This is a genomic window from Lentibacillus sp. (assembly GCF_035301925.1).
Lineage (GTDB): Bacteria > Bacillota > Bacilli > Bacillales > Amphibacillaceae > Lentibacillus.
In genome coordinates, this window is the sequence record NZ_DATGTI010000088.1 from 1 (window position 1) to 16,965 (window position 16,965).

The window sequence follows — 16,965 nt, forward strand, 5'->3', positions numbered from 1 at the left end:
ACATAGTAGCCATCACGATAGTCGTTGATTTCATATGCAAGGCGTCGCTTGCCCATTTCATCAACTTTTTCAATTTCCGCCCCGTTATCTGTCAGCACTTTGCTGAAACGCTCAATTAAGCTGTTTTGAGCTTCCTCTTCCATGTCCGGGCGGATGATATACATGATTTCGTATTTTCTCATCCGTTACACCTCCTTTTGGTCTTAGCGGCCCTTTTACTGTGAAAAGAGCAAGGAGTAATATTGTTTTCATTACTCACAGTGCTGTATTATATCAAAATACACCCTGAAAAACAAGCATTCGAGAGATCCTGATTTGTTATACACATTCATATTTACATACCTTGATGCTTTTTCCCTTGCAGTTGACATACATGTGCTTTCCGCGGGTAACGGTTCAGCCTCGGCCAATACGAAACTGATACAAAGCTGTTGCAACAGGACGTGACCCTTATTAGTCTTTGTTCGTTAACGTTCGCTGTAGGGTCTTCACACTGTTGCTTTCCCCCGGAATCTACGTATGCGCCGCCCCGCCAGCCAAATAAAAACCTAACGCTGTATATGTTGGAAAAACAGCCTGATTTAAACATTAAACCTAAAATGAATGACATCACCGTCCTGAACGACGTAATCCTTGCCTTCCAGACGGACTTTGCCTTTATCCCGTGCATTGGCCATTGATCCGGTTTCCATCAGATCTTCATAGGAAACAGTTTCTGCCCGGATAAAACCACGTTCAAAGTCCGAATGGATGATACCTGCTGCCTGTGGTGCTTTTATCCCTTTTTGGAATGTCCAGGCACGCACTTCCGGTTCACCTGCTGTAAAATAGGTTCCGAGCCCCAATAACTGATAGGAAGCTTTGATAAGCTGATCAAGACCAGATTCTGCTATCCCTAAATCATCCAGAAACATTTCCTTTTCTTCCGGATCCAGTTCAGCAATCTCCTCTTCTATTTTAGCGCAGACCACAATCACTTCCGCATTTTCTTTAACTGCATATTCCCTTACTTTTTGTAAGTCTTCATTTTTATCCGGATCCGCCACATCGTTTTCACCCACATTTGCAGCATACAATGCAGGCTTGCTCGTCAAGAGGTGTAAGTTTTTCACCATTTTCCATTGATCATCGGAAAATTCCAACGCCCGGACTGGTTTCTCAGCCTCCAGTCCGTCTTTCAATTTTTCAAGCAGATTATACTCCGCCACAGCTTCTTTTTCCTTCTGTCTGGCCATTTTTTCAACCCGCTGCAGACGTTTGTTGACCGTTTCCAGGTCTGCCAGAATCAATTCAAGGTTAATCGTTTCAATATCATCAATCGGATTAATTTTACCTGAAACATGGGTAATATTATCATCCTGGAAACAGCGGACCACCTGGACAATGGCATCCACCTGGCGAATATGGGATAAAAACTGATTGCCCAGTCCTTCTCCCTTACTTGCTCCTTTCACTATTCCTGCGATATCTGTAAATTCAAATGTTGTTGGAATTGTTTTTTTCGGTTTAACCAATTCACTTAATTTATTTAAGCGTTCGTCGGGAACTTCCACAATGCCCACATTCGGATCAATCGTGGCAAACGGATAATTTGCCGCTTCAGCACCCGCCTGTGTAATGGCATTAAACAATGTTGATTTTCCAACATTGGGAAGTCCGACAATTCCTGCTGTCAAAGACATTGCAACTTTCACTCCTTAAGGATTCCCATTCATATGACGCGTCAGTCATAACAATTATAGATACAAGGCGTTGAAATGACAAGCCATGAAAATACAAAAATAAGCATTCAAAAATGCTTATTTTTGCGGCATAAGTGATTAAAATTTAATTTTTATAAAAAAACCTCAGCCAAAATTGGTGATTGAGACCATCACATAACTTTTTGGACAAATTTATCCCGCATTTAAGGTCAGTCATCCCCTCAAAAACAGGGGATGACTGACCTTAAATGCCCGATTCTGTTCTACTGATATTCAGCGGAGAAGAACACTCCGCTGAATGAAGTTTCACTTTAATCATCTGCTTTAACGAGAATTTTTTTCATTTTTTTCGTGAACCGTTTACGGGGGATCATCACACTATGACTGCAACCCATGCATTTTATCCGGATATCCATCCCCATTCGAATAATTTTCCACCGGTTTTCGCCGCATGGATGTGGTTTTTTCATTTGAACGATGTCATTCAAATTGAATTCCTTATCTGCCATACGTTTTTCCTCCCTTACATATCCCGTTCAGGATCTATCTGCAGTGAGTTTGGTTCCTGATTTCTTGAATACATGACAAGACGAGGTGCCGGAATCTGAATGCCTTCTTTATAAAGTACTTCTTTGACCTCTTTCCGGATAATCCGCGCTCCGGCCCATTGGTAGGATGGCAGTGTTTCGGCAATGACTCGGATCGTATAGTGAGATGTTTCCAATGACTGAACACCGATAATTTCCGGGACCCGTACAATCGCCTCATATTGATCAGGCAATGTCTTGGCGACGTCATCAATTATCTGTTCTGCAGCGACAACATCATTTTCGTATGGCACATTGATGTCCACAACGGCAAGACCATTATGAATCGAATAGTTGGTTACCTGTGTCACACTTCCATTCGGCAGGACATGCTGCTCACCAGTCCAGCTTTCAATTTTAGTAGTGCGCATGCCGATTTCCTCAACATAACCTTCTACACCTGCTGTCCTAATGTAATCGCCAACTGAAAATTGATCCTCAAATATAATGAAAAAACCTGAAATAATATCCCGTACCAGATTCTGAGCCCCAAAGCCAATGGCCAGACCTGCTACACCGGCACCTGCCAGCAAAGCACGAATCTCAAGCCCAAATGCGCCATCCAGAACCATAATAAAAGCAATGAAATAAACAGTATATTTCATTGTGTTTTGGATCAGCTTCTTTATGGTGATTTCACGTCTTTCCGTAATGCGTATTGGCCCCCTGGATCTGTTTTCAAAAAGTCTCCAAATGACCTTGTTCCCCAACCGGACAACAATGATGGCAATCACGATGATCGCAATTGCCTGTAATAGCGCCTCGCCAATTTCAAGCCAAAGGTCGGGACCTGTTATATATTCCCATAGATCTGTTACCTCTTTATTTAAAAATTCCACAATTAAACCTCCGACAACACAATATATAAAGTGAAACTTCATTTTAGTGGGGATGCTTTATTTCCCACTAGAGGCAGTACATAGGCTAAGTACTCGGGCGTTCTCGAAAAAGAAAAACACTTTTTCTTCGTGCGATGTATCGCTGCCGCAGCTTCCCTTATCCTGTTGCAACACCTTTGTGACCTGCATCGTGCAGGCCCGAACAGAATCGGACCTTTAGTTGTACTCCACTTGTTTGGTTATTTTCCACTCCTATTTATGTGAGGACTTACTGCCTGTTAAGGCGGGTTAAATAGATTTTACAATATCCACTCCCTTATGAAAAGTGATGTGGCATCATGTATGTCTGTTTCCTGTTTTATTCCACAATGGGTACAGAAGTAATCGTGTTAATACATACAAATTTAAAATCCCATAAATTGGATAACTATAATTGATCAGCGTGGAAAATCCGACTGTCGTTAATGGGACCATAGCGAGAATGACAATTGCTGACAATAGCCAAACTGGTGCATTCCAGCGGCTTTGAATTCTTGATACGATACCCAGCACACCTGATGCAGCCGTTGTAAAAATAGCAAACCATAATAGAATGGACATAAAAATAAGTATTTCAACCGGATAATGCTTTAATATCGCAAATAAGGGAATTTCATATAATAATAATTCGTCAGCGATCTGAATTAAACTACTATTATAAATAAATGAGAGTGTTCCCAATATCAGTCCGCTCCCAATTGCCGCAACATATATTTCCTGCTTCGATCTGACCTTATTGCCGATCGCACCCAATACAGCAATCAGGGGCAATATATTCAGCGCGGTAAATGGAAAAGCAGCTGTCCAATTCCGTTGTTCATGCAAATGTGACCAAACATTAAGCTCCTGATCATTTATAAAAAATAATAGAATATATAACAACCCGCCAAGCAATAATGGCAAAACGATTTGATTCACGGCGAGCAATCCGTTGATATCTTTCAAAAATAATACGATTAAACCGACCGTTATAATGAGTACACCCCACCAATAGGAAAAATCAAATGCTTGTCCGGTCGCGCCGCTTCCCGCAATCATAACAACCGTTGTCGTCGTTAAATATAAAAATATCATGACATCATAGACATTTGTCAGTTTTTTTCCCACAATATCACGGAGAACCGGCAAGTAGTCACTTGATTTTTTTTGATAGCTTACATGCATAATGACAAAGCAAGATATTGAAAAAAACACAGCAAATAACAGGATGGCCAGTCCACTTTCATGCCCGAAAAATTGCCATAATTCCCTCCCGGAAGCATACCCGGCCCCTATTGTCGTCCCAATGATTAAAAACATCCATTTCAGACCACTTCGCAGCATCGCTTCTCCTCCATTATATTGATCGATGTATAGTTTGATAATTTTTTCCGTATACTAATACCAATATGTTTGTGGAGGAGAAGCTATGAATCTAATCAACCGTTTCGTCACAAAAAATGATAAACTGCAAATGAATTATTCAGACCCTAATCTGCTGGATAAAATGAATAAACAGATTACGTCCTGGCTGCCGACAGTTCCAAAAGAATACGTTATTGTCTGTATTGGGACAGATCGGTCGACCGGTGATGCACTTGGACCTTTAACAGGCTCTTATCTTTCAGAGTTGAATCCAAAACATTTGCACATATATGGCACTTTGCCTGAACCGGTCCATGCAACAAATATACCCGATTATATAAAACACATTTATAAGCAGCACCGGAATGCATACACTATTGCTGTCGACGCATCTCTCGGGAAATCAAATTCCGTAGGCTCCATTATTGCTGATATCGGCTCATTGGCTCCTGGAGCAGCATTAAATAAAAATCTCCCTGCGATTGGTGATATTCACATCACTGGCGTCGTTAATATCAGCGGATTTATGGAATTCACTACCCTGCAAAACACTAGACTTTCCCTTGTCGTTAATATGGCAAAACATATTGCTGCCCTATTGGAAAAAATCGATCAACAATTGACACACACCATCATTTCCGGCTATTGCTGCAACTGAAAAGCAAACATTAAAAGAAGAAATATAAAACTTCATTTTTGATTATAGCATAGGCTATTCGATATTAAAGTTCCTATTCAATGAGGAGAATAAAAAAGGACCTGCCGGCTAAGTTTATAACACCCGTGCGTCGGCATTTCGAGGCGGTTCAGTTTCAATCTGGGTTTACATAGGCTGTGGTGACTTCAACAGTCAGAGGCTGACGCATCGATATTTAGTCACAGGTCCCCATTTAACGCCGGGGATTTTGAACAGCCTCTTTAAAATAGCAAATAAACATAATAGACCATTCCGACTGTCAAAATGGCTGGCAGCAGATTACCGACGCGTATTTGAACGACTTTTAATAAGTTGAGTCCAATTGCCATGATTAACAAGCCACCCACCGCTGTCAGTTCAACAATTAGTCCGTTCAAAAAGAATTCAGGGATCCATTGATTAATCTGTGTCGCCAATAATGCAATAGATCCCTGATAAACGACAACCGGAATAACGGACAGAATAACACCAAACCCAAGTGTTGTCGTTAAAACAAGGGCAACAAAACCATCAATGACGCCTTTGGTTACGAGCACTTCATGGTCTCCCCGAAGCCCGCCATCCAATGCGCCAATCACTGACATTGCCCCAATCACAAAAACGAGTGAGGCAGTTATAAATCCTTGTGCAACACTGCCATTGTCATCTGTTGTCGTAACTTTTCTGCCTATCCAATCCCCCAGCCGGTTTAATCCTTCTTCCAGGTGTATAAATTCCCCGATAATGGCACCTGTCAATAAACTTAATAGTACGACAATAATCGCTTCCGTAGATAATGCCATTTGCAGGCCTATTAAGATAACCGCCAGCCCAATACCATGCATAACAGTTTCTTTATATCGCTCCGGTATTCTGGTAAAAAACAAACCAATAAGACTTCCTGCAATAATACAAATCCCGTTAACAATTGTTCCAAGTAAAGCCATTCGTTCATCTCCATTTTATCCAGCCTTAACAGGCAAGTCCACCATTACATATGATCGTCATACTTAAAAGCTGTGTAGGGCAACTGCATGGTAAGGTGCGATTCTGTTCGTAACTGCACAATGCAGGTCACAAAGGCGTTGCAACAGGATAAGAAAAGCTGCGGCAACGATACACCGCACGAAGAAAAAGTGTTTTCCTTTTTCGAGGACGTTGCGAATTTAGCCTTTGTTCCTCTGCTTCAGCAGAGAAAAGCACTCTGCTGAATGAAGTTTCGCTTTATCTTATAAAAGGTTATATGATTCTGTTATTTCCTTTATTGCTTGCAAAAATTGTTCTACTTCGTCTTCTGTATTATACCTGCCGAGGCTGGCCCTAACGATACCCTGTTCAGTGGTGCCCAATGTTTCATGTGTTAACGGACTGCAATGGAGACCTGCGCGAACAGCTATGTCATAGTGTGAATCAAGGACCATCGCTATCTCCTGTGAAGGAATATCCAGAACATTAAATGCTACGATCGGCATTTGTTCGACATGTTCATCCGGTCCATAACACGTAACACCTTCAATTTTTTTCAAGCCTTTAAAAAGCGTTTGAGTCAATAATGTTTCACGTGGAACATTTTCATGATTGCGTGTTTCATAAAATTTCAGTGCAGCGTGCAGACCAGCTATACCTGGCGTATTTAATGTACCGCTCTCCAGCTTTTCAGGCCAATGTGATGGCTGATCAGGGTCTTCTGAAAAACTGCCGGTGCCCCCATGATTTAGTGGTTGAAGGTCCAAATCTCCTTCAACCATAAGCATGCCAATTCCTTGTGGCCCCAATAAGCCTTTATGCCCGGGAAATGCCATCATATTAATCCCCATGTTTTTCATATGTAAATGTTTATGTCCGGCTGTCTGTGAAGCGTCTACAAGCAAAGGTATTTGATGTTGTCTAGCTGCAGACGCTATTCGTTCAATGGGCATTACGGCTCCAGTGACATTGGAAGCATGTGTCATGGCAATTAATTTCGTGTCGTGTGTAATGGCTTGTTTCACATGCTCTATGAAATCATCTTCATGATCATACCAAGGTACATACGTCACGTCTACACCATACTGTTTTTTTAAACTTTCAAGAGGCCTGCGTATCGAATTATGTTCAAACGTCGTCGCAATAACATGATTTCCATTCACCCATGGCATCCCTTTAATTGCTTGATTTAATGCAGCCGTCGCATTTTGATAAAACAATACTTTTTTAGGATCACTGCAGCCAAAAAGACGGGAAGCTATTTTCCTCGTTTCCGAAATAATATCTGCGGCTTCTTTTGCCAGTCTGTGGTCCCCTCTGCCAGGATTTGCTCCCATTTCATTTAAGGCATGGATCATAGCTTCCCCCACTTCCGGTGGTTTAGGATGAGACGACGCAGCCTGATCGAAATATATCATATTTGAACACCCTTTATTGAATGAAATGTCTGCAGCTAAAGAAAAAGACTGACCATCATTCGCTTTTTATGTCAGCCTTTCTTTCTTTAATCTTCAAACGTCTCCAGTATGCGGTCAAGATCTTCATTTGAATAAAATTCTATTTCAATTTTTCCTTTCTGTTTTCCCCGATTAATAGAAACGGCTGTCCCCAAGCGTTCACGCAATACAGATTCACGTTCCTGTAAAAAGATATCCTTTTTCGGTTTTTCCTTTTTTGGTTTAGGCTTTTCATTCATTTGAACGATCAGCTGCTCTACTTGACGTACATTTAATTTTTCTTTCCGAATTTTATTAACCAAAGGAAGCACTTTATCCCTGTCCTTTACGCCGAGCAAGGCCCGGCCATGACCCATTGACAGCTCACCATTATTAATATAGGCAACGACTTGTTCCGGAAGTGAAAGAAGACGGACGATATTGGCGATGTGTGACCTGCTTTTTCCAAGACGTTTCGATAATTCATCCTGTGTGATGCCAAGTTCATCCATTAAGTTCTTGTAAGCATGCGCTTCTTCAATTGCCGTCAGGTCTTCGCGCTGCAGATTTTCCAGCAAGGCAATTTCCATCATTTTCTCATCGGACAAGTCTTTTACCACTGCTGGCAATGTTTTCAAGTCTGCTTCTTTAGCAGCACGGAAACGCCGTTCACCTACTACAATTTCATAGCCCTTGATACTTTTGCGAACAATCAGCGGCTGAACGATGCCATATTCCAGAATTGAATCCTTTAACTCCTCAATTGCATCCGCATGAAACGTTTTGCGCGGCTGATAAGGATTTGGCCGGCACTCATTCACCGGGATTTCCTGAATCGCATCTTCATTATTTTCTTCCAGTTCAGGTGGAAAAAACGCATTGATTCCTTTACCCAACCCTCTCGCCATTACTTACCACTTCCTTTGCTAATTCAAGATATACTTCAGCACCCTTTGATTTGGGATCGTATGTGATAATTGGTTCACCATGGCTCGGAGCTTCCCCTAAACGGATGTTTCTTGGAATGATTGTCTGGTAGACTTTATCCTGAAAGTATTTTTTAACTTCTTCAATCACTTGAATGCCAAGGTTTGTTCTTGCATCAAGCATTGTCAGCAAAACGCCTTCTATCATTAAGGTTTTATTCAAATGTTTTTGCACCAAACGGATTGTATTTAACAATTGACTCAAGCCTTCCAGTGCATAATACTCACATTGGACGGGTATCAGTACCGTATCTGAGGCTGTTAGGGCGTTAATTGTAAGTAATCCCAAAGAAGGCGGACAATCGATCACGATATAATCATACGCTTCTTTGAGTTCCTCCAGTGCCTTTTTCAGACGAATTTCACGTGAAATAGTCGATACTAATTCAATTTCAGCGCCTGAAAGTTGAATAGTGGCAGGTATTGTATCCAATTTTTCAACTTGTGTAGGTACACAAACCTCTTCGGCAGGCAAGTCTTCCACCAAAACATTATATATACACTGATCCATATCGGCTTTGTTAATACCTAAGCCACTGGTAGCATTACCCTGAGGATCAATATCGACAACTAAAACTTTACTTCCCAAACGGGCAAGACCTGCACTCAAGTTTACTGCTGATGTTGTTTTTCCAACGCCACCCTTTTGATTAGCAATGGCCATTATTTTTCCCATGCTGTCACCTACCTAACATCTATAGTTATTATTCTATCACTTTTTGAAAAAATAAGCGCCTTTTAAATGATATTTTATTAGAAAAATGATAATCGGGTGCCAAAGTTTTCTTTACAAGTCTATTGATTTATATATTCCTGACATTCACACGTTTACGATTAAACATGTTATTATGGCTGATAAGAAAGATTTACAGATAACGACTCCATGATTTGTGGATTTAAAAACCACTCATCTTTTTTTGCTAAGATGAATGGTGTTTTAATGCATATAATGGATAAATTATTTCTTCTTTGGTATTTTAATAGTGATCTGGTAGAAATCATCCAGATCTTCCTCATCTGTTTCCACATTAATGCCAGTATCTGAAACCATATTCAACGATTGGCGGATTGTGTTCATGGCTATTCGGACGTCTTTATTGACACCTTTACGCTTAGGGCGTTTTTTAACTGGTTTCTCATCCATTTGCCCCATTTTTTCGATCGCTTCTTCTGTCTGTTTCACATTTAAATCTTTTTTCAGGATTTTCTCAAGCATTTCAACTTGTTTTTTTGGATCATTTATTTTAATAAGCGCTCTGGCATGTCTTTCCGTTATCAGTTTGTCCAAAACCGCGGTTTGTACCTCTTCAGGAAGCTTTAACAGCCTTAATTTATTGGCAATAGTTGATTGGTTCTTCCCAAGACGCTGTGCTAATGCTTCCTGTGTCAAGCCATGAAGCTCCAAAAGTCTTGCATAGGCACTGGCTTCTTCAATAACGGATAATTCCTCACGCTGCAGATTTTCAATTAACGCAACAGAAGCAATTTCAGTATCTGTCATAGTACGAATGATGGCGGGAAGCTTTTCCCAATCCAGCGTTTGCACTGCCCGCCACCTGCGTTCTCCGGCTATGAGCTCATATTTATCTTCATTTTCCAGTTTCCGGACAACTACTGGCTGAATCATACCATGTGTATGTATCGTTTGTGCCAGTTCTTTTATTTTTTCTTCATTGAACATTGACCTTGGCTGGAATCTATTTGGTTCTATCTTGTCAATCGAAAGTTCAGTTACTTCTTCCGGATGGTAGTTTTCTTCAGGTGGTACGGGATCATTTTTATCACCCATACCAAAAATTCGATTTAATGGACTTACCACCACCAAACACCACCTTTACAATCATGTTCTTGCCATCCAATCCCGCTGAACCCTTTATAGTTCTTGAACTGTTTTATAAAGTGAAACATCACTCAGTGGAACAGGTTTATCCACTGAGGTGGTGGAAAAAGGATTAAAATATTGGCCGTCGAGTTGCAACGTCTTTATTATCCGCACCATGCAAGTCCGACAAGATCTCAACGGCAGTCGATTTCCCACTTGACTTTCCTGGTGTCAAAGTGCTGTCTTACTACACATAAGACATGCAGATGAATATGAAAGCAACTATAGCAACCGTCACTTCAAAATGTTCCACGTGAAACATTTTGATAAAATCTATTATAAATAGATAAAACTAATCTATTAAGTACTAATTGCAAACCGTCAAATCTTATCTTCATTTTATCACATATATGTATGAATGAGTATGAAATCATCATATAAACTTACAGGGAGAGGTTAAGTGATTGGACTTTTATTTGGCAGTCCCGGTTTTCTCGGATATTTCCTGGGTGTTTTCCGGTTTTTATGTATCAAAATGATCGAACGCTCACTATTTTCCTCGGGTAATTGAAATGTGTGGATTGTATCTAAATCTCCGCCTAAAATAGTTATGGCATTTTGGGCATCATTTATTTCAGCATCAGCATGTTGCCCTTTCATCGCAAGAAAAACACCATTTTTTCTGGTAAGCGGTAAACATAACTCGCTTAATACAGACATTCGAGCAACAGCTCTTGAAATAACAATATCAAATGTTTCCCTGAATTGTTTATTTTTCCCAAAATTTTCCGCACGATCATGGTGAAAAGTAACATTTTTTAGACTTAGTTGAGCAGCTAATTGATTTAAAAAATGAATCCGTTTCTGCAGTGAATCAACGATGGTAATATTTAAATCAGGAAAGCATATTTTAAGTGGGATGCTGGGGAAACCTGCCCCAGCACCCACATCACAAATCGTCAAATTCCCAGTAAAATTGTGGTAAAATGCCGCCGAAATGGAATCATAAAAGTGTTTCAAATAAACATCATGCTCACTTGTGATAGCAGTCAAATTTATTTTTTGGTTCCACTCCACCAGTATCTGAAAATATTCAGCAAATTGCTCTTTCTGTTTTTCATTCAGGCTAATGCCCTGTTCATTTAAAGCATTTACGAATTGTTCGGGTTTCATGGACCGTTTACTCCTTCAGTTAGTTAGTTCGCTACACGAGCAATTTTTCCCTGTTCAATATACACAAGCAGAATGGACACATCTGATGGATTAACGCCTGCTATCCGTGAAGCCTGGCCTACTGAAAGCGGACGTATCTTCTTAAGTTTTTCCCTGGCCTCATAGGCAATACCATCTATATCATCATAATCAATATTATCCGGAATTTTTTTGTTTTCCATTTTAAGCATCTTGTCTACTTGCTCATTCGCCTTTTTGATATAACCTTCATATTTGATTTGTATTTCGACCTGTTCTTTGACAATAGCCGGCAGCGTATCATCCGTTTCGATCACTTTTTCAAGCATCTCATACGTGACCTCAGGACGTTTCAGTATGTCATACGCTTTGACAGCTTCTTTCAGCGGTGAACCGTTTGCATCCTTCAACATTTGCTGAACAGGTTCTTCCGGTTTGACGACCATTTTATTGAGCCGTTTTTTCTCTTGCTCGACAAGCTCTTTTTTCTCGATGAATTGATTGTAGCGCTCGTCACTGATCAAGCCGTAGTCATGCCCAATTTCAGTCAAACGCATGTCGGCATTATCATGGCGCAATAGTAAGCGATATTCAGCTCTGGACGTCAATAAGCGGTATGGCTCCTTTGTTCCCTTGGTTACCAAATCATCAATCAAAACGCCGATATATGCCTGGGATCTGTCAAGAATCAACGGTTTTTTGCCGACAACTTTTGCACCAGCATTGATGCCGGCCATAATACCTTGAGCAGCTGCTTCTTCATAACCTGACGTCCCATTTATTTGCCCCGCAGTAAAGAGACCCGGAATATTTTTCAATTCCATTGTAGGCCACAGTTGAGTCGGTACTACCGCATCGTATTCAATCGCATAACCGGCGCGCATGATTTCAGCATTTTCGAGTCCCGGCACTGTTTTGACCATTTCATGCTGGACATCTTCCGGTAAAGATGTTGACAGACCCTGAACATATACTTCTTCCGTATCTCTACCTTCTGGTTCAAGAAATACCTGATGACGCGGTTTATCATTAAACCGGACAATTTTATCTTCAATTGAAGGACAGTAGCGCGGTCCCGTTCCCCGTTTCATACCAGAATACATCGCGGATGAAGACAGGTTGTCGTTAATGATCTGGTGTGTAAACTCATTCGTGTATGTCAGCCAGCACGGAATCTGATCCATGATATATTCTGTTGTTTCATATGAAAAGCCTTGTGGTTTCTCATCTCCCGGTTGAATTTCTGCTTTTGAGTAATCAATCGAATGACTGTTTACACGTGGCGGTGTCCCTGTTTTAAACCGGGTGAGCTCAAGTCCAAGATTTTCCATGTTTTCGGAAAGCTTGATGGAAGCCCGTTGGTTATTCGGACCACTTTCATATTCGAGATCCCCCATCAATACTTTACCGCGCATGAATGTGCCAGTTGTCACGATGACATTATGAGCATAATACGCTGCTTTCGTTTCCGTCATGACCCCTTTACATGTGCCGTCTTCCATAATCAGTTCATTGACCATGCCTTGTCTTAGTGTCAGGTTTTCCTGATTTTCCAGGACATGTTTCATTTCTTTAATGTAAAGCGGTTTATCTGCTTGTGCTCTTAGTGCCTGTACAGCTGGTCCTTTACGTGTATTCAGCATGCGCATCTGGATGTAGGTTTTATCAATAACCTTGGCCATGACACCTCCAAGCGCATCCACTTCACGAACAACAATACCTTTGGCAGGACCGCCAAGTGACGGGTTGCACGGCATAAAAGCAACCATATCAAGGTTCAGTGTCAGCATCAACGTTTTCGCGCCCATTTTGGCAGCTGCAACACCTGCTTCCACACCGGCATGACCAGCGCCAACGACAATGACATCATAATGTCCGGCATTATATACCATCGTTTTTCACCCTTTCTGTTTGTAACTGTTCTTGTCAGTATTTCCGAATTTCTGTTCAATTATATAGAGAGCGGCATTATTTTCCTAAGCAAAATTGTGAGAATAACTGATCAATTAAGCTATCACTGGCTGTATCACCGATGATTTCACCCAAAAACTCCCATGTGCGGGTGACATCAATTTGGACAATATCAAGTGGCATTTCCATCTCAAGGCTATTCATTGCATCTTCCAGGGCCGCTTTAGCCTGTTTCAGCAGTTGGATATGGCGGATATTGGAGACATACGTCATATCACCTGTATCGATATCACCGGCAAAGAACGTTTCAGCGATGGCTGATTCCAATTCATCAATACCTTCTTCCTTAATTAAGGAGGCTGATATGACCGGTTTATCCTCAGCCAGTTCATTTACTTTTTCCAGATCAAGCTTTTGCTCCAGATCGGTTTTATTGATGATCACAATATAATCCAATCCCCGGACTGCTTCAAAAAGCTTTTTATCTTCATCCGTCAGCTTTTCATTATAATTTAAAACAAATAAAATAAGATCTGATTCTTCCAGCACTTTCCTTGACCGGTCAACACCGATTTTTTCAACAATATCTTCCGTTTCACGAATCCCTGCTGTGTCCACCAGCTTAAGCGGTACGCCGCGGACATTGACATACTCTTCAATAATATCACGTGTCGTTCCGGGGACTTCCGTTACGATTGCTTTATTTTCCTGGACAAGCGTGTTCATCAGTGAAGACTTGCCCACATTCGGACGCCCGATAATCGCGGTCGATAATCCTTCGCGCAAAATTTTCCCTTGTTTGGCAACTTCCAGCAAATGTTCAATCTCAGCATGGACTTCTTTTGATTTCTTGCGCATCATCTCGTGTGAGATTTCCTCAACATCATCATATTCCGGGTAATCGATATTCACTTCAACATGCGCAACGGTCTCAAGCAGTTCCTGTCTGAGCCGCCCGATCAATTCAGACAATCGGCCATCCATCTGCTTCAGTGCAACTGACATGGCTTTGTCAGTTTTTGACCGGATCAAATCCATGACCGCCTCTGCCTGTGACAAGTCGATTCGTCCATGTAAAAATGCACGCTTGGTGAATTCACCCGGTTCTGCAATCCGTACGCCCTGTTCGAGTATAATTTCAAGGACACGGTTCACTGCCACCATACCGCCATGACAGTTGATTTCAACGACATCTTCGCGTGTAAATGTCTTTGGCGCCCGCATGATCGTGACCATCACTTCTTCAGCTACTTCATTTGTATTGGGATCAATGATTTTCCCGTAATGAATGGTATGTGAATCAGCATCCAGCAAATCTTTACCTTGAAATAATTTCGCCGTAACCGGGATAGCAGCTGATCCACTTAGCCGGACAATTGAAATCGCACCTTCACCGACAGGCGTTGATATCGCCGTTATCGTATCTGTCTCCATTTATCTCACCTCCATCATACGTCGAATGTTATCTATATTAAATGCAATGATTTTTTCTGTCACTAATGTAATAGAATATCATAAAATCCATCAAAAATAAACTTATCCACAATGTTAATATTTATACATTATAAAGCGAAACTTCATTCAATGGGGCCCCCTTTTCCCCACTGAATGTTAGTTGAGCAGAATCAGGCATTTATGGATAGTTATTACCCCGTTTTTGCGAAATGCTGTCCATTACATGCAGGAAAAAAACATCTATTCACATGTGGATAGATGTTTTTTATCGTTATCAACAACTGGATATTTGTCGACAGTCTCTATTAACCTGCTTCGTTGATTGATTCAGTGCCGAACCAGCTTTCCGTTAATTTCATGCCAAGCCTTGGTTGCACATATACAGATAGAAAGGTTTTATTTTTTATCCGCCAAACAATTGCGGAAAATAGCATAAAAAAAATCACCCCAGTTAATGTTTAACGGGATGATTTTTTCTTGAGTTTATGGTTTTATGACGATACGGCGATGCGGTTCAACGCCATCCGAATGGGTGGTCACCTGATCATTCGATTGTAAGGCACTATGGATAATTTTACGCTCAAATGCGGGCATTGCCTCAAGTGTTACCGTTTTATTCAATCTTAATGCTTTATCTGCCATTTTATGTGCCAGTGATTCAAGTGTCTCTTTCCTTCTTCCGCGATATCCTTCCGCATCAACTGTAACAGTGTAATACTGATTACCATCCTTATTCAAAACAAGATGTACCAGATATTGAATGGCGTTCAATGTCTGACCGCGCTTACCGATCAGGACAGCAATTTTATCACCTGATAAATCAAACGTGACATGATTTCCGGAAACTGTCGTCGTCACGTCAACTTCCACATTCATTTGTTCGGTTACATTACGCAGAAATGCTTCAGCTTCTTCAATTTGATTTTTTACCATTGTCACTTTAACAAAAGCACGTTTAGAACCAAATACGCCTAGAAGCCCTTTTTTGCCTTCATCAATAACTTCAACATTAACATGGTCCCTTGTGGTGTCTAACTGCTCTAATGCTGATTGGACCGCATCCTCAACTGTTTGTCCGCTAGCAGTTATTTCTTTCACTTTTTGTCTCCTCCAGTTTTTTGATCATCCATCATCGGTTTACGAATGAAAACCGTCTGAGCAATCATAAACACATTCCCCACTACCCAATACAGTGCTAATGCTGCTGGAAGAATGAAACCCATAACTACAATCATAATCGGCATTACGTAGAGCATCACCGTCATTTGCGGATTTTGGGCAGCCTGACTTCCTGCCATCATCAGTTTTTGCTGCAGAAACGTTGCACCACCGGCAAGCAGCGGCAAAATATAATCCGAGTTTCCCAATTGAAACCACAGAAAGGTATGCTCCTGTACTTCCGGCGTCCGCATAATGGCATGATACATCGCAATCAGAATCGGCATTTGCACAAATATTGGCAAACAACCGGCAAGCGGGTTCACCCCATGTTTCTGGAATAACTGCATCGTTTCCTGCTGTAATTTTTGCTGAGTGTTCGCATCTTTTGATGAATATTTCTGTTGCAGTTCCTTGAGTTCCGGCTGAATATCTTGCATGGCTTTAGAACTTTTTAACTGCTTAACGTTCAACGGCAGAAGAATCAGGCGAACTATGACAGTTACAATAATAATTGCTAATCCATAACTTCCGTTGAACATATCTGCAAAATAAGTAATAACCTGTGATAACGGCCATACAAACCATGAATTCCAAATCCCTTCACTTTCTGAATTGATTGGTTCATTTATTTCCGTACAACCGGAAAGGAGCGCTATTAACCCGGTTAAGGCTAACAGCAACAAAACCTTTTTACGCAATTTACTTCCTCCCAACTGACTTGAAAAACCTGAACCCCGCCTTCATCCAATAGCAAGTACAAGTTTTTCCTTAAAGGTCAAACATCATTTTTCATTTTATGACGTTACAATAAACTAATAAACCTATGTATAAAATCCTAACTGCTATTTT

Annotated in this window: 16 protein-coding genes; 1 reads left to right on the top strand and 15 read right to left on the bottom strand. The window is 41.0% G+C overall.

All coding sequences use genetic code 11. From position 1 onward, the window contains the following. From rpsF to VK080_RS07685, 5 genes are all read right to left on the bottom strand, one after another. On the bottom strand, positions 1 to 182 hold a 182-nt coding region (rpsF, locus tag VK080_RS07665; protein WP_324224182.1), incomplete at its 3' end, for a 30S ribosomal protein S6. A 399-nt stretch (positions 183 to 581) separates the two neighbouring features. Next, entirely contained in the window at positions 582 to 1,682 is a 1,101-nt protein-coding gene (gene ychF / locus VK080_RS07670) for a redox-regulated ATPase YchF (protein WP_324224183.1), read from the bottom strand. 332 nt (positions 1,683 to 2,014) lie between these two features. Continuing rightward, positions 2,015 to 2,212 (bottom strand): DUF951 domain-containing protein, encoded by a 198-nt coding sequence (locus VK080_RS07675; protein WP_324224184.1) that lies wholly within the window; start codon positions 2,210 to 2,212, stop codon positions 2,015 to 2,017. A gap of 14 nt (positions 2,213 to 2,226) precedes the next feature. Continuing rightward, complete coding sequence (locus VK080_RS07680) at positions 2,227 to 3,129, bottom strand: mechanosensitive ion channel family protein (RefSeq protein ID WP_324224185.1); 903 nt, start codon at positions 3,127 to 3,129, stop codon at positions 2,227 to 2,229. 336 nt (positions 3,130 to 3,465) lie between these two features. Continuing rightward, positions 3,466 to 4,491, bottom strand: coding sequence for a hypothetical protein (locus VK080_RS07685; RefSeq protein WP_324224186.1), 1,026 nt, complete (start codon positions 4,489 to 4,491; stop codon positions 3,466 to 3,468). 85 nt (positions 4,492 to 4,576) lie between these two features. Between VK080_RS07685 and yyaC the strand changes: the two genes are divergently transcribed. After that, the gene (gene yyaC, locus VK080_RS07690; RefSeq protein ID WP_324224187.1) at positions 4,577 to 5,170 is read left to right on the top strand and encodes a spore protease YyaC; all 594 of its coding nucleotides are present in this window, start codon (positions 4,577 to 4,579) and stop codon (positions 5,168 to 5,170) included. A gap of 260 nt (positions 5,171 to 5,430) precedes the next feature. Here the strand turns inward: yyaC and VK080_RS07695 are convergent, their stop codons facing one another. The 10 genes from VK080_RS07695 to spoIIIJ form a co-directional block, all read right to left on the bottom strand. Then, positions 5,431 to 6,135, bottom strand: a complete 705-nt coding sequence (locus VK080_RS07695) for a DUF554 domain-containing protein (RefSeq protein ID WP_324224188.1) — start codon at positions 6,133 to 6,135, stop codon at positions 5,431 to 5,433. Positions 6,136 to 6,417: 282 nt separating this feature from the next. Next, positions 6,418 to 7,572 carry an aminotransferase class V-fold PLP-dependent enzyme gene (locus VK080_RS07700; RefSeq protein WP_324224189.1) on the bottom strand — a complete coding sequence of 385 codons (1,155 nt, stop codon included), beginning with the start codon at positions 7,570 to 7,572 and terminating at the stop codon, positions 6,418 to 6,420. 86 nt (positions 7,573 to 7,658) lie between these two features. After that, complete coding sequence (locus tag VK080_RS07705) at positions 7,659 to 8,498, bottom strand: ParB/RepB/Spo0J family partition protein (protein ID WP_324224190.1); 840 nt, start codon at positions 8,496 to 8,498, stop codon at positions 7,659 to 7,661. Next, positions 8,479 to 9,252: an AAA family ATPase gene (locus tag VK080_RS07710; protein WP_324224191.1), complete on the bottom strand. Its 774-nt coding sequence runs from the start codon at positions 9,250 to 9,252 to the stop codon at positions 8,479 to 8,481. Before VK080_RS07710 ends, VK080_RS07705 begins: the two co-directional genes overlap by 20 nt. 282 nt (positions 9,253 to 9,534) lie before the next feature. Beyond that, on the bottom strand, positions 9,535 to 10,395 hold the full coding sequence (gene noc, locus VK080_RS07715) for a nucleoid occlusion protein (protein WP_324224192.1): 861 nt from the start codon (positions 10,393 to 10,395) through the stop codon (positions 9,535 to 9,537). Positions 10,396 to 10,854: 459 nt separating this feature from the next. Further along, a complete protein-coding gene (rsmG, locus tag VK080_RS07720) occupies positions 10,855 to 11,571 on the bottom strand; it encodes a 16S rRNA (guanine(527)-N(7))-methyltransferase RsmG (protein WP_324224193.1) in 717 nt (238 codons plus the stop codon). Between the two features lie 23 nt (positions 11,572 to 11,594). Then, on the bottom strand, positions 11,595 to 13,481 hold the full coding sequence (gene mnmG, locus VK080_RS07725) for a tRNA uridine-5-carboxymethylaminomethyl(34) synthesis enzyme MnmG (RefSeq protein ID WP_324224194.1): 1,887 nt from the start codon (positions 13,479 to 13,481) through the stop codon (positions 11,595 to 11,597). A 76-nt stretch (positions 13,482 to 13,557) separates the two neighbouring features. Further along, positions 13,558 to 14,934 carry a tRNA uridine-5-carboxymethylaminomethyl(34) synthesis GTPase MnmE gene (gene mnmE / locus VK080_RS07730; RefSeq protein ID WP_324224195.1) on the bottom strand — a complete coding sequence of 459 codons (1,377 nt, stop codon included), beginning with the start codon at positions 14,932 to 14,934 and terminating at the stop codon, positions 13,558 to 13,560. A gap of 504 nt (positions 14,935 to 15,438) precedes the next feature. Further along, complete coding sequence (jag, locus tag VK080_RS07735; RefSeq protein WP_324224196.1) at positions 15,439 to 16,053, bottom strand: RNA-binding cell elongation regulator Jag/EloR; 615 nt, start codon at positions 16,051 to 16,053, stop codon at positions 15,439 to 15,441. Further along, positions 16,050 to 16,814: a YidC family membrane integrase SpoIIIJ gene (gene spoIIIJ / locus VK080_RS07740; protein ID WP_324224197.1), complete on the bottom strand. Its 765-nt coding sequence runs from the start codon at positions 16,812 to 16,814 to the stop codon at positions 16,050 to 16,052. The genes jag and spoIIIJ overlap by 4 nt, the downstream gene beginning before the upstream one ends. Between the last annotated feature and the right edge of the window lie 151 nt (positions 16,815 to 16,965).